Annotated in this window: 18 protein-coding genes; 9 read left to right on the forward strand and 9 right to left on the reverse strand. The window is 46.1% G+C overall.

From position 1 onward, the window contains the following. The first annotated feature begins 105 nt into the window (after positions 1 to 105). The 5 genes from ACKI4H_RS07700 to ACKI4H_RS07720 all read left to right on the forward strand — a co-directional run bounded on the left by ACKI4H_RS07700 (position 106) and on the right by ACKI4H_RS07720 (position 7,264). Positions 106 to 1,404 (forward strand): replication-associated recombination protein A, encoded by a 1,299-nt coding sequence (locus tag ACKI4H_RS07700; RefSeq protein ID WP_407304875.1) that lies wholly within the window; start codon positions 106 to 108, stop codon positions 1,402 to 1,404. A 70-nt stretch (positions 1,405 to 1,474) separates the two neighbouring features. Beyond that, on the forward strand, positions 1,475 to 3,091 hold the full coding sequence (locus tag ACKI4H_RS07705) for a site-specific DNA-methyltransferase (protein WP_407304877.1): 1,617 nt from the start codon (positions 1,475 to 1,477) through the stop codon (positions 3,089 to 3,091). 14 nt (positions 3,092 to 3,105) lie between these two features. Then, complete coding sequence (locus tag ACKI4H_RS07710) at positions 3,106 to 5,862, forward strand: DEAD/DEAH box helicase (RefSeq protein ID WP_407304878.1); 2,757 nt, start codon at positions 3,106 to 3,108, stop codon at positions 5,860 to 5,862. A gap of 103 nt (positions 5,863 to 5,965) precedes the next feature. Continuing rightward, positions 5,966 to 6,577, forward strand: coding sequence for a hypothetical protein (locus ACKI4H_RS07715; protein WP_407304880.1), 612 nt, complete (start codon positions 5,966 to 5,968; stop codon positions 6,575 to 6,577). Positions 6,578 to 6,889: 312 nt separating this feature from the next. After that, the gene (locus ACKI4H_RS07720) at positions 6,890 to 7,264 is read left to right on the forward strand and encodes a hypothetical protein (protein WP_407304881.1); all 375 of its coding nucleotides are present in this window, start codon (positions 6,890 to 6,892) and stop codon (positions 7,262 to 7,264) included. Positions 7,265 to 7,360: 96 nt separating this feature from the next. Here the strand turns inward: ACKI4H_RS07720 and ACKI4H_RS07725 are convergent, their stop codons facing one another. The 4 genes from ACKI4H_RS07725 to ACKI4H_RS07740 all read right to left on the reverse strand — a co-directional run bounded on the left by ACKI4H_RS07725 (position 7,361) and on the right by ACKI4H_RS07740 (position 12,630). Beyond that, positions 7,361 to 9,832: an AAA family ATPase gene (locus tag ACKI4H_RS07725; protein WP_407304883.1), complete on the reverse strand. Its 2,472-nt coding sequence runs from the start codon at positions 9,830 to 9,832 to the stop codon at positions 7,361 to 7,363. A gap of 244 nt (positions 9,833 to 10,076) precedes the next feature. Continuing rightward, positions 10,077 to 10,775: a hypothetical protein gene (locus ACKI4H_RS07730; RefSeq protein ID WP_407304885.1), complete on the reverse strand. Its 699-nt coding sequence runs from the start codon at positions 10,773 to 10,775 to the stop codon at positions 10,077 to 10,079. Positions 10,776 to 10,882: 107 nt separating this feature from the next. Beyond that, positions 10,883 to 12,217 carry a hypothetical protein gene (locus tag ACKI4H_RS07735; protein WP_407304887.1) on the reverse strand — a complete coding sequence of 445 codons (1,335 nt, stop codon included), beginning with the start codon at positions 12,215 to 12,217 and terminating at the stop codon, positions 10,883 to 10,885. Beyond that, positions 12,214 to 12,630 (reverse strand): plasmid mobilization protein, encoded by a 417-nt coding sequence (locus tag ACKI4H_RS07740; protein WP_407304888.1) that lies wholly within the window; start codon positions 12,628 to 12,630, stop codon positions 12,214 to 12,216. The genes ACKI4H_RS07735 and ACKI4H_RS07740 overlap by 4 nt, the downstream gene beginning before the upstream one ends. A 565-nt stretch (positions 12,631 to 13,195) precedes the next feature. Here ACKI4H_RS07740 and ACKI4H_RS07745 point away from each other — a divergent pair. The 3 genes from ACKI4H_RS07745 (at position 13,196) to ACKI4H_RS07755 (ending at position 16,719) form a co-directional block, all read left to right on the forward strand. Then, on the forward strand, positions 13,196 to 13,555 hold the full coding sequence (locus ACKI4H_RS07745; protein WP_407304889.1) for a hypothetical protein: 360 nt from the start codon (positions 13,196 to 13,198) through the stop codon (positions 13,553 to 13,555). Positions 13,556 to 13,848: 293 nt separating this feature from the next. Beyond that, on the forward strand, positions 13,849 to 14,592 hold the full coding sequence (locus ACKI4H_RS07750; RefSeq protein ID WP_407304890.1) for a hypothetical protein: 744 nt from the start codon (positions 13,849 to 13,851) through the stop codon (positions 14,590 to 14,592). A 291-nt stretch (positions 14,593 to 14,883) separates the two neighbouring features. After that, on the forward strand, positions 14,884 to 16,719 hold the full coding sequence (locus tag ACKI4H_RS07755; RefSeq protein ID WP_407304892.1) for an ATP-binding protein: 1,836 nt from the start codon (positions 14,884 to 14,886) through the stop codon (positions 16,717 to 16,719). Positions 16,720 to 16,787: 68 nt separating this feature from the next. Here the strand turns inward: ACKI4H_RS07755 and ACKI4H_RS07760 are convergent, their stop codons facing one another. The 4 genes from ACKI4H_RS07760 to ACKI4H_RS07775 form a co-directional block, all read right to left on the reverse strand. Next, positions 16,788 to 17,150 (reverse strand): helix-turn-helix domain-containing protein, encoded by a 363-nt coding sequence (locus ACKI4H_RS07760; protein ID WP_407304893.1) that lies wholly within the window; start codon positions 17,148 to 17,150, stop codon positions 16,788 to 16,790. Positions 17,151 to 17,444: 294 nt separating this feature from the next. After that, the gene (locus ACKI4H_RS07765) at positions 17,445 to 17,606 is read right to left on the reverse strand and encodes a hypothetical protein (RefSeq protein ID WP_407304894.1); all 162 of its coding nucleotides are present in this window, start codon (positions 17,604 to 17,606) and stop codon (positions 17,445 to 17,447) included. A 203-nt stretch (positions 17,607 to 17,809) separates the two neighbouring features. Continuing rightward, positions 17,810 to 18,166, reverse strand: a complete 357-nt coding sequence (locus ACKI4H_RS07770; RefSeq protein WP_407304895.1) for a hypothetical protein — start codon at positions 18,164 to 18,166, stop codon at positions 17,810 to 17,812. A gap of 10 nt (positions 18,167 to 18,176) precedes the next feature. Beyond that, entirely contained in the window at positions 18,177 to 19,055 is an 879-nt protein-coding gene (locus tag ACKI4H_RS07775) for a DNA-methyltransferase (RefSeq protein WP_407304898.1), read from the reverse strand. A 321-nt stretch (positions 19,056 to 19,376) separates the two neighbouring features. On the opposite strand from ACKI4H_RS07775, the gene ACKI4H_RS07780 reads away from it, so the two are divergent. After that, positions 19,377 to 19,955 carry a hypothetical protein gene (locus ACKI4H_RS07780; RefSeq protein ID WP_407304899.1) on the forward strand — a complete coding sequence of 193 codons (579 nt, stop codon included), beginning with the start codon at positions 19,377 to 19,379 and terminating at the stop codon, positions 19,953 to 19,955. Positions 19,956 to 20,086: 131 nt separating this feature from the next. Here the strand turns inward: ACKI4H_RS07780 and ACKI4H_RS07785 are convergent, their stop codons facing one another. Continuing rightward, entirely contained in the window at positions 20,087 to 20,290 is a 204-nt protein-coding gene (locus ACKI4H_RS07785) for a hypothetical protein (protein WP_407304901.1), read from the reverse strand. Positions 20,291 to 20,461: the final 171 nt, after the last annotated feature.

Consider the following 20,461-nt stretch of genomic DNA (forward strand, 5'->3'; position numbering starts at 1 on the left):
AGATCCACCGCTTCAACAAAGCTGTCAAGTCTTATTTAAATCAATTACTTACAAGACTAATTGTGCAAATATTTGGGCTTCCCCATTGTTTCGCATGGGGGAAGCATGGCTGATTTGTTCTCTCAAGAGCCTCAAGCGCCATTGGCAGAAGAGCTTCGTCCAAAGACCTTGGACGAGGTGGTTGGACAGTCTCACTTGCTCGGTGAGGGCAAACCTTTAAGGCTGGCTTTTCAGTCGGGCAAGCCGCATTCCATGATTTTTTGGGGGCCGCCCGGAGTAGGGAAAACGACTTTGGCACGGCTCACGGCAACCGCATTTAAGTGCGAATTTATTGCCTTGTCGGCAGTGTTCTCTGGCGTCAAAGACATAAGGGCCGCAATGGAGCAGGCCCAGCAGAATCTGGCTACGGGCAAGCATACGATCTTGTTCGTAGATGAGATTCACAGGTTCAATAAGTCCCAACAAGATGCTCTTCTTCCCTATGCAGAAAGTGGCCTTGTTATCTTCATTGGTGCCACCACAGAGAATCCTTCTTTTGAAGTTAATTCGGCTCTGCTGTCGCGGGCGCAAGTCTATGTTCTGAAGTCGCTTACTGACGAAGAACTAAGGCTGCTTTTGAAGCGTGCGCAAGTTATCGCACTAGGCCATCTCCAGTTTGACGACTTAGCCACCGACACGATTATCGGGTATGCAGACGGTGATGCAAGACGGTTCTTGAATTTGCTGGAGCAAACAAGCACTGCCGCAAATACTTCAGGTATCACGGAGATTACCGCAGACTTCTTGCAGAACGCCTTGACGTTGAATAGTCGACGTTTTGACAAGGGCGGCGATAACTTCTATGACCAGATTTCAGCTCTGCATAAATCGGTGCGTGGGTCACATCCTGACGCCGCCTTGTATTGGCTAACTCGTATGTTGGACGGTGGCGCAGATGCGCGGTATCTTGCGCGGCGCATTGTTCGCATGGCCTGGGAAGACATTGGCTTAGCTGACCCGAGAGCTATGCAGATAGCCAATGATGCGGCTTTAACTTATGAGCGCCTTGGCAGTCCAGAAGGGGAGTTGGCGCTAGGTCAGGCGGTTATCTATCTGGCTGTAGCTGCGAAAAGCAATGCTGGATACAACGCCTACAATCAAGCCAAAGCTTTCGTGAGGCAGGATAAGAGCAAGGGAGTGCCTGTTCACTTGCGTAATGCTCCCACCAAGCTAATGAAAGAACTTGGCTATGGACATGAATACCGATATGCTCACGACGAACCGAATGCTTATGCAGCAGGGGAAACTTATCTTCCTGATGGCATACCAGAGCCTGGTTGGTATCAACCCGTGCCAAGAGGCTTAGAGATCAAGATTGCAGCCAAGCTGGCTCTCCTGCGAAAGTGGGATGAAGAGGCGGGTTAGCAGTAAAATTACAGCAATTAACAAACATCACTGGCCGCTTGCGGCCAGTGTTTCTTAGAAAAACAAATTTATGCCAATGCTTCAGTGGGTCGGGAAACACAAGGTGGTCAATCATCATCATGATGTGCCTTTTCGTTTGCTCGAAAAAAAGTACAGCTTTGAGGCTAAAACGGGTTCTCCAACCAATTCTACGAATAACCGCATCATTCATGGCGATAACCTTGAGTCTTTAAAAAGTCTTCTTCCTGAATTTGAAGGTAGGGTAAATTGCATTTACATCGACCCGCCTTATAACACAGGTAATGAGGGTTGGGTATACAATGATGCAGTTAATGATCCGAAGATAAAAAAATGGCTTGGGCAGGTTGTGGGTAAAGAAGGTGAAGATTTAAGCAGGCATGACAAATGGTTGTGCATGATGTTTCCCCGTCTGAAACTTTTGCATCGCTTATTGGCGCATGATGGTGTTATTTTTGTATCCATAGATGATAATGAAGTAGCTCATTTGAAAATGCTTCTCGACGAGATATTTGGTTCATCTAATTTCGTGGCGCAAATAGAATGGCAGAAAAGATACACGCGCAGCAATAACACCGAAGGTTTTACTAATATTGTAGAACATATTTGCTGCTATTCGAAATCGCAGTCATTTAAGCCGAATATGATTGCGAAGGGAGAAGAGGCAAATGCTCGCTACACCAACCCGGATAACGACCCTCGTGGTCCTTGGAAAGCCGCTTCCTTTTCCAATCCGTTGTCACCTGCTGAACGACCAAACCTTTCCTATGAAATTACGCAGCCCAACACAGGGGAACTCTTAATTCCTACAAAGAAGGCTTGGCGCTCTTCTAAAGAAACTTTTCACAAGTATCTTGAAGAAGGGCTGGTATATTGGGGGGCTGATGGTAAATCGAAGACTCCTTCAATTAAAAGATTCTTGTCGGAGGTGAGGGATGTTATGCCCCCTGTGAATTTTTGGGATCATGAATTTGCTGGCAACACTGATAATGCAAATCAGGAATTGAAAGAAATTTTTGGCGATAAGGTCTTCCCAACTCCCAAACCTTCACTTCTTATTAAGCGAATTCTTGAGGTTTCAACTTCCAAGAACGCAATTATCCTAGATTCTTTTGCTGGGAGTGGCACAACCGCACATGCGGTGTTGAAATTGAATGCAGAGGATGGTGGAAATCGCCGGTTTATCTTATGCGAAATGATGGATTATGCTGAAACAATTACAGCAGAGCGTGTTCGTCGCGTTATGAGCGGTTATGGTAATGATATTACGGTGAATGTCGGGACCGGCGGATGCTTTGACTTTTATACTGTTGGGGCAGCGTTGTTTAAAGAAGACAAGAACATAAACGAAGAGGTAGGCGTTGCCGCTATTAGAGACTATGTCGCATATACAGAAAGCATCCCACCCGGAAACCGGTTTGATGAAGATAATTTAGTAAGTCCTTATGCATTGGGTGCCACAAATACTGCGCTGTGGTTGTTCCATTATGAGCGTGATCGTGTCACCACTCTTGATCTAGATTTCTTGGGAAGCTTAAACATCAAGTCCCTTTCGGCTCGACCAGAGCAATTCACGGTTTATGCCGACAAATGTGCGTTGGATAAAGAATTCCTTTACAAGCACGGAATCACCTTCAAGCGTATTCCACGAGACATCACACGTTTCTAAAAAAAGAAAAAGATATGGAACTTAAAGATTATCAAGCCGATGTCCTGAAAGACCTCGGCAAATATTTAGAAACCCTGCTTGAGTGCAAAGGGCATCTTCCGAATGCTTTTAGTAAGTATTGGAAGGATCGTGGCGTTCTTAATCAAATCTACAAGAACAACATCAAGGAAGTGCCGCACGTATGCGTGAAGGTACCCACCGCTGGTGGCAAGACTTACATCGCGGTCAATGCACTGGACAGAATTTTTACAGCTTTTTCTGAGTACAACCCGACACGCCCAAAGTTCGTGGTGTGGTTGGTTCCTTCGCTGACGATTCTTGAGCAAACCGTCAAGAACCTATCAAATATCGATCACCCGTATCGTCAACGGCTGAATGACCTGTTCAATGGACGTGTTCAGGTGTACGAAAAGGCTGACGTTCTGCAAGGTGCTGGCTTCAACGCAGACACGGTTAAAGAGCAACTTTCTTTGGTGGTCATGTCCTTTGACTCGTTGAAGGCCACTAACAAAGAGAACCGCAAGGCGTTTCAAGAGAACGGCTATCTTGCTTCGTTCTTGAACGATGACAGCGATGTGGTAGAGCCACTTGAGGGAACTGATCCTTCTGCGCTCATCAACGTCATGCGTAGTTTGAAACCTGTTGTGGTGGTAGACGAAAGCCACAATGCCGAAAGCAGCTTGTCTGTGGACATGCTTCGCAATCTCAACCCAAGCTTTATTTTTGACCTGACAGCGACGCCCCGCGACAACAGCAATATTATTAGCTATGTTGATGCGCTGAGTCTGAAGAAGCAGAATATGGTCAAGTTGCCTGTAATCGTTGCTAATCAACGCACGCAGGCTGATGTGATTAATGCAGCGCTGAACATGCGCCGACAGTTGGAAGAGTTCGCCAAAAAGGCTGAGGCTAATGGCGGCGGATACATTCGTCCAATTGTTCTTTTCCAGGCTGAACCAAAGACAAAAGACGACACTACGACCTTTGAGAAGGTGCGTGAGATTCTGCTGGATCTCAACATTCCACCTGAGCACATTGCAATTAAGACGGCCAATGTGAATGAGTTGAAGGGTGTTGATCTGTGGAGCCGACAGTGCGAAGTGCGATACATCATAACTGTAAATGCGCTTAAAGAAGGCTGGGATTGCCCGTTTGCATATGTGTTGGCGACGTTGGCAAATAAGTCCTCGGTGGTGGATGTCACGCAGATTCTTGGCCGGGTTTTGCGTATGCCTTACACGCGCAAGCATAGCGTAGAACTGCTTAATCTTAGCTATGTCTTCACCTCTTCAAGTCAGTTCCAAAGTACACTGAGCCAGGTTGTGGCTGGTCTGAACAAGGCTGGATTTTCCAAGCGTGATTATCGTGAAGTGGATCTGACAGCGCTCACCTCGGAAGAACCGCCAACGCATCCTACTGGCACTCAAGAGCAACTGGATCTAACTGGGCCGCCGTCTGAAGCGACTAACCCTGATGCGACTGCTGCGGCCTCGGGAGAAGCAAGTATAGACGTTGATAAAAGCAAGCTTAACCAGAACTGGGAAGAGCAGGCTGTCCAGCAGGCAGCGATTGGTTCTGGCGTGGCGCTGGAGACTGGCGGTGCTGCCATTGGTCAGACGGTTGTGGCTAGTACTGGAGATAGCACAGGTGTTGAGGAAATTAAGGCGCAAGCGGTGGCTCAAGCTAAACAGTTTGAGCAGCAATCTGAAGCAGCCACCGGCGGTACCTTTCCCGAAGAACTCAAAGCGCACATGAACGAACACAAGCTAAAACCCGTTTTTGAACAGTCAGCAAAAGCGATAAAATTACCTCAGTTCTTCGTCAAGCTCCCTTCAGACGGTGGCTTCTTTGACACTGGTGACGATTGGCATAAGCTGGCTAAAGAGAACTTATTGTCCAACTTTGCGCTTGCGAACTTGGACGCTACGATCAACTTCACGGCCATTGAATCTGATGTATATGCGGTAGATGCAGAGGATATCGGAAATGGTGAAAGTTCCCTCGCTTTTAAACCAGTGAAGAAAGAGCAGAAGGATCGATTCAATAAAATCATCAAGAGTCAGCCTCTCTCTGGACAAGTTACATCTATTATTGGCCGGTTGTTCGGTCTGTTAGGGAAGAATTCTTTTTACCCAATTGAAGATAACGATGTAAAGCACTATCTGAAACGTATTGTTGAGGTTATGAATGCTGAACAACGGGCCGATTGCCTTGAGCGAGACTATGCCTACGTTAAGCTTATTAAAGAAAAGATCCAGAGCTTAGCCAACCAATACGCGGCCAAAGAATTTAACAACTGGCTCACCACTCAGAAAATTACGCTCCGTCCAGAGTTTTCGTTCTCTCCTACGATTACGCCTAGCGATAATGCTCCAGCAATCAGCAAGAGCTTGTACGTTACTGAAGCTGGTGTAAACGGCTTGGAGTCTAAGGTCATACGTAGCGTGGCGGACCTGGAAAACGTCGTCTGGTGGCACAGAAATCTTGAGCGAGGCAAAGGCTTTGTAATTAATGGCTTCTTGAACCATTACCCTGATTTTTTGATAATTACTGAGAACAAGAATATCATTGTTTTGGAAACGAAAGGTGATGATCGGGATAATTCGGATTCAAAAGATAAACTTAAGTTGGGCCAAATTTGGCAAGCACAGGCTAATCAAATTACGCACGAAACAGGATATCGTTACCACTATATGATGGCTTTCGATAATAATCGGATTGATGGAGCTTATTCCGTTGCCGAATTGCTTAAGCTCGTAGAAGCACTGTAGCAGGACGAAAGCACCCGATTGGGTGCTTTTTTTTCGATTACTTCGCATAGCTTGCAGTACTCTTTGAAGAGAAATCAGAAGTAAATATGAAAGTTGGGTTAAGATGAATAAAGAGGACGTTTTAGGTTACACAGATATTTATCGTGGAATGTTAAAGGACGCTATCGCAGAATCAGCTAAACTGGGCTTTAAACGGCCACTGATCATTTCACCGGAAGCTCAAATTGACGACGGAGTGCTGCGGAGAACTTCACAGCTCTTGGGAGAGTTTTCAGGATTTTTAGATAGGGTGGTGCCCGGCTACTGGGGAAACTCCTGCCAGACACTTTCGACCAACATCTTTGCACACCTGAACAACCAAGGCATTGCTGCAAATATTGTCTTGGGCAATGTCATCATCAACGGAACTGACGAGTTTGAGACAACCTTGGATAGCTTGCAGCAAGAGGTCCAGGCGATAGAGCATTTGCAAGGTGCGCAAAAGGTTCATGCGTGGATTTCATTGGGAGGCGATACGATTGTTGATGCGGCATTGCCTCCCCGCTTGGTAAAGCATTACAAGGCTCCTGACCATTTTAATGACATGATGTTCATTGGAAGGGCAGCGGAGATGGTCGCTCGCTACAATATTCAATACCAGCCAATTCTTATTGGTACTGAATTCTTCGCCAGGACAAATCCACCCGATCCAATGGATCTTCTCAACGCGATGTAAGCATTGAGAGCTTGATCTGACTTCAACGATTGGCTGTCGCCGGTCCCCGAACCTTATAGCCCATGCAACGGTCGGAGCCGTTCCGCCTGACGGCATTGCGTTGGTATAAGTAGTGGTTGTAACTCGCTATGCTGTTAAAAACCAACTAGGAGAAAAGAAGGGAAATTATGGCAAAAACACTGCAAGAATTCCGTCTAGCCTTAGCAAAACTTGATCCTGTTCACTCTGGTCACTGGGGGGAAAAGGTTTGCTCGCCAGTGGTTAAATAGGAATAGATGGCCTTTCGTGAATTTCGATCAAGGAAGGACTACGATGCACCAAAGACTGAGAAAACTTGGTGGAAAACGCCCTGATTTCATTATAGAGAGCGGATCGGACACCGATGTCATCGTTGCTGATGCCAAGTTTGCCACCACTGACAATGGAAAAAGCTTCGCTATGCCTGACTGGGAGATTGAAAAATATCGCCAGTTCAAAGTATTTGCTGAGTCTGAAGTACCAGGCATTAAATGCGAGGTTCTGTTTATGGTTTTCCCTAAAGAGTTTGATGGGAAGAAGTTCGTATGGATTGACTTACACGAGTTCTCAGACGGTATCGCTTACGAAGTACGAGGACAGCCCGGTACGCAAGTATCTTTAGAGAACCGGCCGTCGCTTTGGGAAGACAACGAGGATGCTATTAGTTAAGTTAATTTGAAGTTAACTAATCAAAAACATTGAAAATGCGAAATAAAAAGCACCTGTCCGGGTGCTTTTGTTTTAAGGACGAGGCGTTGAAAAAAATCAGTCCATTCGCTCAGGCTGGTCAATGCTTTTCAAAAGAGAGTTGTATTGCGCCTTGTCTGATATATAAATCTTATCTAAAACATAGTTGGCAACCTTAGCAATCTCTGGTATTTCAACAGGCTTAAATCCTCTGTCCGGAACCGACTCTAGGTGTGAGAACTCGTTGTTGAGGCGATTGATAAGTACAATGGCTGTGTCTTCCTCTTCACCAAAGAACTTTTTTATCCGTTCAAATGAATCGTTCTTGTCATCATGGTATGGAAATTTGAAGAATAAAAATGCCTCTAAGAATTTGCGCAGATTATTGCCAAAGCCAAAGAACGGCTCGTGATTTTCTGCTGCGGCAGCTTGATCTTTGCACTTGTAAATTTGGTGGAAAAGGTAATGAAACTCAGTGATGTAGTCTCTGAGATAGGACGGCATTAGCGTGATGTTGCTTGAAGCTCCGTTTCGCTCAATCATAAAGTGTTCATGATCGCTGACACTCTTTGCCTTTGTTCCCTCTGCTGCTGGCAGCTTCTTCATCGGAATGGACAGGCGCTTCAGGTATTTCAGAAAGTCCAAGTTGTGTGTGGAGATGAATAGTTGTTTATAGCGATACTTGTTTGAACCGTCAGTATTTTTCAAGGGCTTGGCGATCAAGGTTTCAATCAAGCTGTACATGAAGAAGATATGATTTCCGTCCAAGCTGGAAATTGGATCATCAATGTAGATTATTAACTCTTTGCCTTTACTCTCAGGATCATCAAGTTTTGCCATGAAATAGCAGAAAGCGATAAGGCTGCACTCGCCTTCACTGAGGTTGTATGCCGATTTGCCGTTGCGCGTGATCTCAAACTTGACGGTTGCCTTGTCTCCTCCTTCGCGAGCTTCCAGCTTAATGCCATCATGACCGAAAAAGTTGTTAAGGAGGGCATTAACCCGTTCAGCACCTTTGCGCTCATCCTTCTGTTTAGCTCTCAACGTTTGAACTTCGGCCTCCGCGTCACGGATAGCTTTTTCCGCATTGGTGAAGGTCGTGCCTGCCGTATCAGCAGTAGTCTTTAGATTCTCAATGTTTTTAACTTCTTTTTCGTAGGTGATGGCCTCAACGAACGCGAATACATCAGCCAGGCGAAGCGTCAACCTAGCGGCGGTCTTGTCCTTTTCAAGTGTGGTGGTCTTACCGTTGCTCTTGGAGATGAGCGAATTGATGTCGGCGACGTGCTTTTCAATTTCTGTCGCGTCGTGCACAGCACTCTTTAACGATACTGGCTGGAACAGGTTGTTCTTCCGAGTCTCAAGCGCTTTTTTGAGCGTTTCCAGATCCTTCTTATACACGCTTAATGCTTGGGACAGGGCTATGCTGCTGGCTTCAAATGCAGTACGCTCTTCAGCGTAAAACTGAGTGCCTGTGAAAGCGTTGAGTCCTGCAATGGTGGCGATTTCCTCTGTGACCGAACTAATCGAAGTATCTAAGGCGGTTTCCAGATCGTCAGATTCTTTGCTGAAGTGCTCATCTAATGCCTGCCAAATGTCGTGTGGCAGATCTTGGCGGCAGAAGGCGCAGGTTTCGCGCTTCTCCCTGTGGTGGCCCATCCCTTGTTTTACCCAGAGCTGTAAGGCGCTGTCCTTGAGAAGTTCCTCAATGGCCTTGGTTGGGGTAATTGTCTTAGACAGCAGCGGGTTGGCTGTTGCCGTCAGCGATTCCAACTTGAGGCTGATGGCCAAGGTGCCTGTGATATCTGGCAGAGCTTCTTGCTTGAGCAAGTTAAGTTTGCTGCCCTGTTGCTCGGTAGTAAGAGCAACGAAGTCAGGCTTTTTCGTGGAAGCAATGTCGGCTTTGATGTGGGTGATGTTATAGATGGCAGTACCGTATTGGCGGTTCTTCTTGATCTTGTCGCTGGCATGCAAACGGAGCTTTTCTTCTAGGCCATTTGACGCGGTAGTGTGAGCCGTCCTCGTCTGATCGCGCTCTTTTCTTTTTGTTTCCAGATCAAACCGAAGTCCTGCCTTGCTTTCCACACTGCCTAGCTTGACTTCAATCGCAGCGATGGCGTCGTCAATTTCTTTGTTCTGCTCACCGACGATGGCGAACGTTTTGATGACGCCACCGACCTCCTGATTGACCAGGAAGCTCAAGTTGTCAGTCACGAAGTCTCGGTTGTACACCCGGATGTCGTAGTTGTGCGCAGCTAAACCAGTATGGGTGACAGCGCCTTTATCACCAGTCATGGAAAAGGACGCCCCGATATAGTTCAGGGGGAGCTTGCGAGTTTCAAGCGAACGAAAGATGCGTGAGAGCGTCGTCTTGCCAGAGTAGTTTCGTCCATACAGAATGTTCAGCCGTTTGAAATTCTGGACCGTCTTGCCACTATCCTTTACCGTCTTTTTCCAATCTAAGCCTTGGAAGCTGCCAAAACTCGCTATGTCTATCTGATTGATCACCGACTCACTCCCCCATGTTGGCCCTTGGGCTATTTGCAACAAAAAGTTCCTCCAGTCTACAGCGAGCGAGGGCTATTGGTCTAGTGATAATTATCAAATGGGAATTATAAGTGGCAGTAGCTTAGGCAATGCCGTTACTGGCCGCCTGGGCTGTCGCCGGTCCCCGGACCTCATAACTTAGAAGAAGGCCGGAGCCTTCTCACTGGCGTGACTGTGTGCAGGGTAAGAAGTAATTCTTTTTTTACGATAGAGGATGAACTAGCGCTATATATGAAACAAAGAAGTATTAAATCTTAACAATCTTTGCCTTGACTTCTTGTGGCTTAGGTTGAAGTTTTGTTTGCAAATTTTGGTTGCTTTCAAGCTTCATGAAGTCATAATCTAGATTCTTGTCGTTGAGTATATTTGCAACATAAAGCTCAATCATATTAATGGATTTTTTTACATTATCCATCATAAATCCTGGTGCTTGACTAAAGTAGTTGCATTCCACAATGTCTCCTATCCAATGATCGCAAGATATCTTTCCTAGTCTTTGATTTCTGGTTGCCCTTTCTTTTGGTGTCATGGTTGGTAGAGGTGGGAATACTCTAATGAAACTGTCGCGTACAAAATCCTTCAAAAATGACTCTTGTGATCGATAGTTCAGTAGTAGAGCTTCGTATCTAAAGCCAATATACTCATTGGTAAGGTATCTATTTTTTATAATCTCTAGCATCGTTTTGAGGGAATGATTGGACGAGTTGTTCTTCAGGTATTTTGCCGATTCCCTCTTAAAGTACTTGTAGGGTGTTTTGCTTGATAAGTCCCATTGCCAATAGCCGTCCTTTGTCTTCTTCATCAAACGCAGCTTGTCGTCAGCAAAATTGCTTAAAAATATTGCTGTCAGATTTGATGGGGAAATGCGTGTTGCTAGGTGAATTAAGGTGAGCTTTGCAATGTTGTCTTTGATAAGGCGGTATGAGTTGTTTTTCTTCTTGATCATTTATATCTCCTGTTCTTATATTTCTATCAGGAGAATAGATATTGTCAAGTTAAATTCATATGATTTTAACTAGTATTTCATAACTGAAAAAGCACCTGTTGGTGACTTTATGTTTTTGGTTTAGCTGGATCGCTGACAAGTTGGGCTTTTTTTCGTTGCAGCTCAAGATTCAAAGCAGCTAGTTTTTGCTCTACAGCCATGATTTGTGCCTGGAGTAGCGAAGCTCGTCTCCCTGTGGCACTGGCCAGGCTCAATAAAAGGGTGTGATATTGCAAGGATAGGTTGCCAATCTGGGCTTCTAAACCACCCAAGGCAGCACCTGTGACGGAGGGGATGGCGGTGGCCTGTTCTCGTTCATCTTGGCGGCGTGCGACGTGGTGAGGAAGTTGAGCGGCCGGGTTGCTGATAGCGGGATCAGCTTGATCTTTCAACGCTGTCAGTTGGCTGGCTATGATAATGCTGGTGTTATTTGATAGCGATTGCACTTTGACAGGATTCAGCTTGATCTGAGCATTAGCACCGGCGGGCATGGCAGCGGTTCTGTTGCGGTTTGCACCAGGTTTAGGGGATAGGTAGCGACGCTGGTTGAAAGCGGCTCTGGCCTCGATCCCTGCTACCAGCTTGTCCTTCTGTTCTTGAGCCTCTAATGGTGCCAGGAACGTTGGGATCTTGGATTGGTGGTGCTGCCTTACTAGTTCGGCATAATTGCTGTTCTTGGTGAACAGTGGGCCTTTAAGGCGTGTGTTTTTCTGAGCGCCAGGCAGACGGACGGTGATGAAGTCGCCGCTGACCTTCTGCACGTCAATGCCGCTGCGCTTCATGAAGCCGATCAAGGCGTTGCGGTCAGCAATGAAGCCGTTGGTGATCTCTGCGTGCAGGACCTTGGCAAAGTCGTTCTTGGCCTTCTTATTTTTCTTGCCGCTGGGTGACTTTGCTTCAAATGGCTTAAGTGCAATTTTTAGAGGATCTGGTACTACTTGGGCGAAGCCGAAGGTGTTGTTCATGACCGCAGAGAAGGCGCGGAAGAACTGAATATTCTTCTCGCCCGGTGGATGAATGTTGAGCTGCTGGCCGGTGGTGATCTCAGTGTTGGCAACCAGGAAGTGCAGCTCTAGGTTCCCCTTGTCGCGGTGCATGACCCAAAAATCTGCAAAGTTCTCGTCCAGCCTCAAGCCTGGTAGGAACGTGGCGCGAAATGTTTCGATGAGGGTGCTGGTCTGGTGAGGGGTAAGGGTTTCTCGGTCACGGAATGCAAACACGCCAGAAGTGTATTTATGCAATCTGTTAGTTGCATTGGCTATGGCCGTGAAGGTGTCGGGATCGCCAAACAGGATCTCAGGCATGACAGAGCGCTTTTTTCCTTCATGATCTACGTCGTTCAGTAAGTAATTAACGGCTGAAGCTGCCCCACCTTTCCCAGTTGGGAAGATCGTTATGTTCATTTCTTCTCCCTAAATATCCTTGTTATAGCTGTTACCCCTTCCTGAATTTTTGTCAGCTCTTGAAGCATGCCTTCTGTCGTGCTGTTCCATACCTTCATGCGATTGATTGCTCTAGCAATCTGATTGACATTGCTGCCGATTTTTCCAAGCGAAGCCAATAACTGAATACGAAGTTTGTGCTCTGCTTTAGTCTCGTTGTCAGCCTGGTGGTTGGCAGGCAGAAGAGCTGCACGAGCATAAATTGCTGTGGAAGATGCTCCTGCTTCTATGGCTCGTTGTTGGAGAGCGGCCCATTCTTCAGCGGTGAACCTGATTTCAAAACGCTTAGTGCGTCTTTGTTTATTTGCTTCAACGCCAGTTTGACCGGCTCTCTGTTTGAGATGTGGATCTTTTAGTTTTTTTGGTTGTGCCATTTGGCCTCCTTTATTGTGTTTTTTACCTGGCCTCGCGCAGCAGCGGGTGTGGGTGAAACCCACGATATTCAAACTAAGAATAGCCCGTTAGGGGTAAGCGTAGGATTGATTGACCTTGCTTTAACTTATTTTTCCTGTTTTTCTTGTTTTTCAGGCAGTTAAAGTAACGCCACTAATTAATAGAATAGCAAATAAAAAATTGATGTCAAATATTGTGGAATATGTTGAGCAAACTTGGACTGTTACCACCCAGACTGTCTAAATTCCAATACTTCTGGTTGGAGGAATTATTAGTGTTAGCAGTCCAAATTTGTACATCGCAGTATCTAAGGTTGAAACATCTGGACTGTTAATAGTTCTTGTTTCTACACATGTAAATCGACTGTTTAGCCTATGTGCATAGGCGTACAGGATAAATAATGGGAGTTAACGGTACATGTTTCTACCCATGTAAATTGAATTTTTAGCCATGTGCATATGCGCACAGGCTATATAAGGAATGTTGCAATCTATGTTGACAACTAAAATTATCCTGCTACAACTGAATAAATTATGGAGAAAATTAATGAAGAAAAACACAAAGATGAGTTCAGCAAAAGTCAGCATTGAGACAAGAATCAGCGCGCGAATTGACAATGATCTGTATCTGGCTATGCGATTTATCGCTACCAGCCAGTCAAAAACTATTGAAGAGAAGATTGCAGAGATGTGCAAGAACGAGGTCGCCTATGTCAGCAAGCAAAAGTGGTTTATTGAACTCGTAGAAAGCGGAGGCGCAGACAACATCATTCCTTTGCTTGATCTATTGGATAAAAGAAAAAAGGTAATCAAGATAGGATTGAAAGGTACCACTGCATTTGATAGCAGCGACTTTGACAAAAACAACATTGGTGGTGATGAAGGTGGGAAAGAGGACTTAGGATAAATCAGACGTTACTAGAGCGGTGTGGGGTTGCAATCCAACCTACCACAACCTCCGAGAGCGCTGAAAACGCCAGCAACAAAACGCCACCTAGCAGCACTACGGTGGTTTTTCTTATGGAAGGCAGGTTTAAACGGCCTGCGTAACCCCTTGGCTGGTGCCAGTCCCTACGGGGACTTAACGTCCTGAAAGAACGTCGTAGCGTTTTCACTGACGTGTTCCTGTTGAGATACTGTTACGTTTCGTCAATCTGGTTCATACTGTTGCGAATCAGAAACCAAATAAGGAAGAAGAACATGGCGTTGCCGATAGTAGATACTTTTAATCCGCCTTATGAGGCATGGACCTCCAAAATTCCAACTCACGAAGAAATGATGGAGATGCACAGGCAGACAGGCAGGTTTTCCATGCATATCAACGGTAGGTTGATAGCCAGAGTCACTAATCCTTTGGAGGCGGCGCACTACATTGCTACGGTAGGTGCTGATAACGGCTTGGGTTTTCACATTGATAGGGTGCTGGATAATGACAAGGGATATGCGCAGTGGCGTCGTTCTATGCCGAGTGCTACGCCACCAGGTCTGAAAAAGTACAAGAGCAGCTACCCGTCCTACGACCCTGTACAGGTCCAAAATGAGATAAACGCCCACGGGATATTGCTGCCGGTTGGCCAGGAACTCTTCCATGCTGGGGTCTGGCCTGGTGAAACCCCGCTGGTCACAGATCGGCCGCTATCCACGTCCTTCTGTCCCCAGGTAGCGTTGCGCAATGCAGATCACAAGGGTAAGGCATATGACGCTGGGCGCATCGATTTGTTCGTAGTACGCGTAGCTGCCTCAAGCACCAAGGCATTTGTCTACAAGCGCAAGGGTCTGGACTTAGGACATGAGAACGAGGTGGTGTTTGCTGCGGGAGCAACCTTGAAACTGATTTCTGAAACACTGATTCGTGACGATTATTCAGCAGGTAAGGTACTAGAGTTTGCCCGGTTGGACACGAAGCATGTTCCTATCTATGTGTTGGAGATAGATTTAATTTGATTTTCTGAAGAATTGAAAAGGTAGTTTTCTATACTGTTGACCTGTTGGTATCAGTTGGTAGAATTTGTTTATAATATAAAAAAGGATAAATAAAATTAAAAAGGGAATCTTAGCGGCTTTAATGATGGCTCTTGCGTCAAATGTAACATTCTCTGCGAGTGCAAACAGTATTCAGGTGCATTTTTCATTCTTGGATTGCTCCTAACTTTGCATTAAGGTAGACTGCTGAGATAAATGCAATGTTAGGCCGGTCAAGCGGAGTTGCTTGAGGCTACAGAAATCGGAGTCTCCGTGGCAAGAATCAACTTAAGGAAGTTCATCGCTGAACACTATCGAGGTGGCGTCAGTGCGCGTGATGTCATCCGCGAAGCGTTGACCAACGCTATACATGCTGGCGGCAAGAACATCTCCGTAGACCTGCATTTTTCCGAACGCCAGCAAGAGCTGTCGCCGGGTAGTGAAGAGCGGCGCGCATTAGAAACAATCACGATTATCGATGACGGTGAAGGTTTTACGGCTGAGAACCTGAATTTCTTTGACGAGATTTGTACCAGCCATAAAGATAATATCGGTGGTAAAGGTGTTGGGCGTTTAGCCTTCCTTAAGTATGCAAAGACTGTTGAGATAAAGAGCCAGCTTGCTCATGAGCTCGTTGAGTTTAGTTATACGCCTGAATTCAAGCTTGATGATGTGAAAAAGTCATCAAGAAGTGGTGCGGTAAGCACGAGCATTATGCTCTTGGATCTGAAAGAGAAAATCAACACGCAAGTAACTAAGCTAGTAAATGCTATTTGCGACGACTTGCGTTTGATTTTGTTTCTCAAGCATCAAGCCGGTCGCAGTATCACGCTCAAGTTCACCCACAATTCAAGACAGCCCTTTGATGAAGTATATATATTTTCTGGCGATGGTATTGAGGCGGAGCTAACAAAGGAATTTGAGTTTCAAGGCGAAAAATTCAACTGCTACTTATTTAGGGATGAAGCGCCGCGAAAAGGTATTGTGGCGATGCTATGTGCTGACGAGTTATGCATTGAAGAATACGTTATTAGCCGCCGATTTGACGTTTGCCGACATCTTATTTTTGTCACCTCTGACTATTTTAATCAGCGGTCAAACATTGAGCGCCAACGGCTAGAATTGCCTAAAACTGAGGACGAAACCGACATGGTGTCGCCTATCAGTCGGGAGAAGCTAACTCCACGCATTCACGAAGAATGCATGAAGATGATCGACGAGGCTGCGGAAGGTGATATTGATCAGTTCAAGACAGGTAACGTAGAAAAACTCAGGAAATACTATCCATTTATTAAGATAGATTCTTTGGGTGGCAATGCTGCGCTGTTAGACGCCGATGAGGTGGTCAAGACCTACAGAGCACAGCAAGCTCGTAGGGAAGACCAGCTCATAGATGCTCTGGAGAATGGTCGGCCAGTGTCCCTGGATGACGTATCGCACCTGGCTAGTGAAGACCTGGCACGCTTCATTGTTCACAGGGCATTGGTAATTGACTCACTTGTCTGTATGCCGCCGACGAGCGCAGAAGACGCCTTGCACAACGCCATTCTTCCCAAACGAACGGATGGCAGCGAAATCAGGGAGAACAACGTTTGGCTAGTCGATGACAAGTTTTTGTCGTACTCCAATATTTACAGCGACGAGACGCTAGCGAAAATCATAGAGGAAGTAGGGGACACCGTGGAGGTCAAGCAGCAGCGTCGTCCTGATGTGGCCGCTTTCTTCTCCAAGGATAGTGAAGACCATCCAAACAAGTTGGTAATCATTGAGTTTAAAAAGCCCGGTGCCGATATCTTTGAAAATAATAAGGCGTTGATGCAATGCAGGTTGTATGCCAGTGAGCTTGCCGACAGAATTCCAACGGTCCGAGAAGTGTTTGCATTTTCTGTTGTGGAGATTGATGATGCCTTCTATCGGGATATGAAGCAGACCGGCTTTAAGGACGTGTTCTCACTCAATGATCGGGTGGTCTACAACGACTATGCTATTGGCTCAAAAATGGAAATTCCGCTGCATCTGTATGTGATGCCTGCGTCTGCCCTAATTAAAGACGCTAAAGCAAGAAACCGCGTCTTTGAAGAAGTGTTGCAGTTTGATGTTAATAAATAGCGGAGCGGAAAAAATTGGCCTGCTTCATTTCGATTTTGAAATGGAGTAGGGGCCGCCGGCAGGGCCCACTAACGCGAAAGGTTCTTCTTTTCCTTCTTATGAGACAGTGCGCAAATACTCTCCACAATCTTCACTATCTCGTCCCTGTCAACGCTAGAAACGCCGTCTAACAGCTTGGCTATGTGCTGTGCCTGGGCAGTGAGGCCGGTGCTTGCTTCAACGATCAGTTCATCAATGCCACACTTGAAAATCGTCGCTAGGTCGTTGAGCTTGAGCAGGGAAGCCGGTGTGTCTCCACGCTCGTACCTAGCGTAACCCTCGGTGCTCATCTGCATCAGCTCCGCTACTGTTTCTTGACTCATTCCCGTTGCGTGACGCCTCTTTGCTATGCAACGACCGACAATCTTGTGCAGGTGGACTTGGCGACTCACGATTTCTCTGTCTAGTTAAATTCATATGATTTTGACTGACGGATGGAAGAAGATCAAGTAATATGGGTGCTGAAAATTTGGCAGCGTGAAGTAAAAAGCACCCAAGTGGGTGCTTTTTTATGAGTTTAATTTCTTCTTGGTAGTAGCTTTAGACGCTTCCATATACTTTTCTACGCTCATTACTTCTGAACGCTTTGCTTGAACTACAGCAAGGATAGAGTCTATATAAGCAAGTAAGTCTTCTCTATCGTCAGTTCTGATAGCATTGTCTATCGTCTTTGTTTCAATGAGATGTTACAGTGCTTTTGAGAGCAGCATTTCTTTCTCATGTGCTGGTTCTTCAGAGTCGTTGATGTAGATAGAGTTGCCAAGTTTGGGGATGCTGTCGCCGTTCTTTAGAATCTCAAAAGAAATGTGCTGAAATGATTGTATTTTTAGTTCGAATTTGCTCTTCATTTTTATCTCCTATGTAATAGTTATAGCAAATGAAGAAGCTTGGTCAATAAAGAAAACCTCCAGGCTATTGGTTCTGAATTGTTCCCCCTTGGCTGCCGCCAGTCCCCAAGGGGACTTCACGGAGTTAAGGAACGTCGTGGCGTTCTCACTAGCGTGATAAAACAAAGGCCACTTAATGTGGCCTTTATAGTAAGATTTAATTTTTATTCAAACAAGGCATCCAGCTTTCGCTTCTGCTTTCTATCAAGACGTGTCATGAGAAGATGGTAGTTATCTTGCACAGTTTTGGTCAGTTCGTCATGAAGGCTTGAAAAATCTTCAGACCCCATGAATTCAATGACCGAACGAGGATGCTTGGGCATACCGCGCAATATCATTCCAGCTTGAACCATGAAATAGCTGTTAAAGCCAATCAGCAGCTCTTTGATTTGCTCGTCGCGGGTCTTCCCCCACTTCTTGAAAATTTGTACCAGGGCGTTGCCGTCCTTGGTCTTGGCAAAGGTAAAAATCTTGTCGTTCATGCCATTGACGACGAATTGCAGGCAGGTAGTGTTAGTCATAGCTACCTCCTTACGCTGCTACGAGGTCAGAGAAGTTGGCAGCAGTGCTGACGCTGCTCGGCACAAAGACCAGCTCGGCGTCCATGAGCGCATCCAGTTCTCGCACAATGTCAGCTTCTTTGCGTGGTGCCTGGAAAGCCAACTTAAGCTGTTCCTGCTGGAGTCTGGCCTTGGCCATCTCATGGAAGCGGCTGTCCTTCTCAAACCCAATAGCGTGGCAGTCGTGCTTCTTGGCGATTACCAGTGTGGTTGCAGACCCTGTAAAGGCGTCCAGCACTACGTCACCAGGGCGGGTGTGGTTCTTGATCAAGGGCTCAATCATCCAGGCGTATTTCTCGGTTGGGTGCTCTGTCTTCTTCCTACCGATTGGGCCTTCATAGAACTGCACCATGTCAGCTTGAGGGCCGAAATTGAAGGTGTATTGCTTACCCTTTGTGAACCATACCGCTTCTTCAATGGTAGAGCGATAGTTATTCTTGCGAATGCTCGGAACAGGGTTCTTCTTCTTGAAGTAAATCTTGTTCTTGAAGTTCAGCTTGAAGTCTCGTTCAATGTAATGAACGATGAGGCCAGTGTATTTTCTGTCCAGGAAGAGGATCAGTGATCCGTTGTCCTTGAGCACGCGGACGAACTGAGCAATGAATGGCTTGAGCCAATCATAGTACTCTTCAATGGTGGCCCAGCTGTCGGTGAAGTCGTTTCCCCAAGCTTGTTGGGTGCTAACGATTTTGTCTTTGACTTTGGTCAGCTTTGCGCTGTTGGCAATGCCGTACGGAGGATCAGTGAGCACCAAGTCAACGAAGTTGGATGGTACTTCGGCAAGTGCATCTTGACCGTCAGTGTGTGCGAAATAGTTTTTGCTATAGTATTCTTGTTCTGCCTTGTTCATAGATTTCCTTTGTATTTAATTCATAATTAGTCCCTCCGTTCCTGTGGCCTATCCACATTCAGGCAGTTGATGGGTAATCGCTTAGTTAGTAGTTGATCGCCATTTAATGATTGAATTTTTCCTCAACCAATACACGCATTATGAACTAATAAATAATAAATTGCTATGAAGCAATGCGTAGGGGCGCTACGTAGTGCGTAGGGTTAAAGAAGATTAATCGGCATACTGCCATTTTTTTACTCAACTCGATAACCGAGGCTTTGTTGAAAATATCTTTCAATAAGATAGTATCTCGGTAGGGGAAAATTTTTGGAGATCCCCTTGAAGAATGGAAAGTATGAAGAAGATGGTATGGAGCTTTGGTATTGCAATGATCAGCTACACAGAGAAGATGGCCCTGCGTGTATAGAAAGTGATGGTTCCAAGTCGTGGTATTACCACGGCAAGCTGCATAAGTTGAATGGCCCCGCAGTCATGTGGAGAGATGGAGGTAGGGAGTGGTGGATAGACGGCAAGCGGCACAGGCCACAAGGTCCAGCAGTAATTAACGCAGATGGAAGCTATCGTTGGTATCTGAATGGCTTGCTGCACCGCATAGGAGGGCCAGCAGTGGAAGCAGCCAGTGGAGCGCGTGCTTGGTATGAAAATGGTGAGCTGCACCGTGAAGACGGTCCTGCGGTGGAAGGATCGGACGGCACCAGGCAGTGGCACAACCGCGCAATTGAGCTATCGGAGCAAGAGTTTATGGCGAAGCATGGTTTGGCGAAACCAAGGCCCAAGCCACCTATGCGAACGCCACTCTATCTAGTACAAGAAGACGAGGTTGTAAAAAGCACCATAGTGGCTATGAGAAATAAGTACTATGGCGAAGGCAACTCAAGAATCAAGATCAGGTGGTGAAGTTACCTTTGTTGTAGTAAGAATTACTTCAGCCTTTTTCACTTGTTCTTCCAAAAACCTCTGACTCGCTTGTGAGTGCAAAAGTTCGTCCCAGATATCGTTGATATCGGACGTAGATTGCTGTTGATTATTCATGCGCCGAATTTTTTCTTACGAAGTGCAATGATGGCATCTGCGTAGTTGATACTGGTGCCGTCCTGTTCGTTCAAGATTTTAGGCTGCTGGTCAAACCAGGTAGCGATAATGGTTTGCTGGTTTTGATGTGCGGATTGAGCGTTGCCGTTGATAGGGAATACTTTAGAGATAGGCTTAGCCAAGAGGTCTTTATAGTTCATCGCTTTGAATTAGTATTTAGTCGCTGTAACCGAGCCTGTCAGATTTTCTGTGTGGGAACGGGGTCATGAAATAATGCCGAAAGGACTGTTCCATGACCGAAGTGATGACCACCAAAAAGCCCAAAAAACAGAAAGCAGCGTATCCGTTCCCAGTCGAGCTGATCGACCAGT

Origin of the sequence: Acinetobacter sp., from assembly GCF_045628685.1 — a bacterium.
Taxonomy (GTDB): Bacteria; Pseudomonadota; Gammaproteobacteria; order Pseudomonadales; family Moraxellaceae; genus Acinetobacter.

Coding starts and splice junctions, on each gene's coding strand:
- ACKI4H_RS07700 (WP_407304875.1), top strand. CDS start 106: ATGGCTGATTTGTTCTCTCAAGAGCCTCAAGCGCCATTGGCAGAAGAG.
- ACKI4H_RS07705 (WP_407304877.1), top strand. CDS start 1,475: ATGCCAATGCTTCAGTGGGTCGGGAAACACAAGGTGGTCAATCATCAT.
- ACKI4H_RS07710 (WP_407304878.1), top strand. CDS start 3,106: ATGGAACTTAAAGATTATCAAGCCGATGTCCTGAAAGACCTCGGCAAA.
- ACKI4H_RS07715 (WP_407304880.1), top strand. CDS start 5,966: ATGAATAAAGAGGACGTTTTAGGTTACACAGATATTTATCGTGGAATG.
- ACKI4H_RS07720 (WP_407304881.1), top strand. CDS start 6,890: ATGCACCAAAGACTGAGAAAACTTGGTGGAAAACGCCCTGATTTCATT.
- ACKI4H_RS07730 (WP_407304885.1), bottom strand. CDS start 10,775: ATGATCAAGAAGAAAAACAACTCATACCGCCTTATCAAAGACAACATT.
- ACKI4H_RS07735 (WP_407304887.1), bottom strand. CDS start 12,217: ATGAACATAACGATCTTCCCAACTGGGAAAGGTGGGGCAGCTTCAGCC.
- ACKI4H_RS07740 (WP_407304888.1), bottom strand. CDS start 12,630: ATGGCACAACCAAAAAAACTAAAAGATCCACATCTCAAACAGAGAGCC.
- ACKI4H_RS07745 (WP_407304889.1), top strand. CDS start 13,196: ATGAAGAAAAACACAAAGATGAGTTCAGCAAAAGTCAGCATTGAGACA.
- ACKI4H_RS07750 (WP_407304890.1), top strand. CDS start 13,849: ATGGCGTTGCCGATAGTAGATACTTTTAATCCGCCTTATGAGGCATGG.
- ACKI4H_RS07765 (WP_407304894.1), bottom strand. CDS start 17,606: ATGAAGAGCAAATTCGAACTAAAAATACAATCATTTCAGCACATTTCT.
- ACKI4H_RS07770 (WP_407304895.1), bottom strand. CDS start 18,166: ATGACTAACACTACCTGCCTGCAATTCGTCGTCAATGGCATGAACGAC.
- ACKI4H_RS07775 (WP_407304898.1), bottom strand. CDS start 19,055: ATGAACAAGGCAGAACAAGAATACTATAGCAAAAACTATTTCGCACAC.
- ACKI4H_RS07785 (WP_407304901.1), bottom strand. CDS start 20,290: ATGAACTATAAAGACCTCTTGGCTAAGCCTATCTCTAAAGTATTCCCT.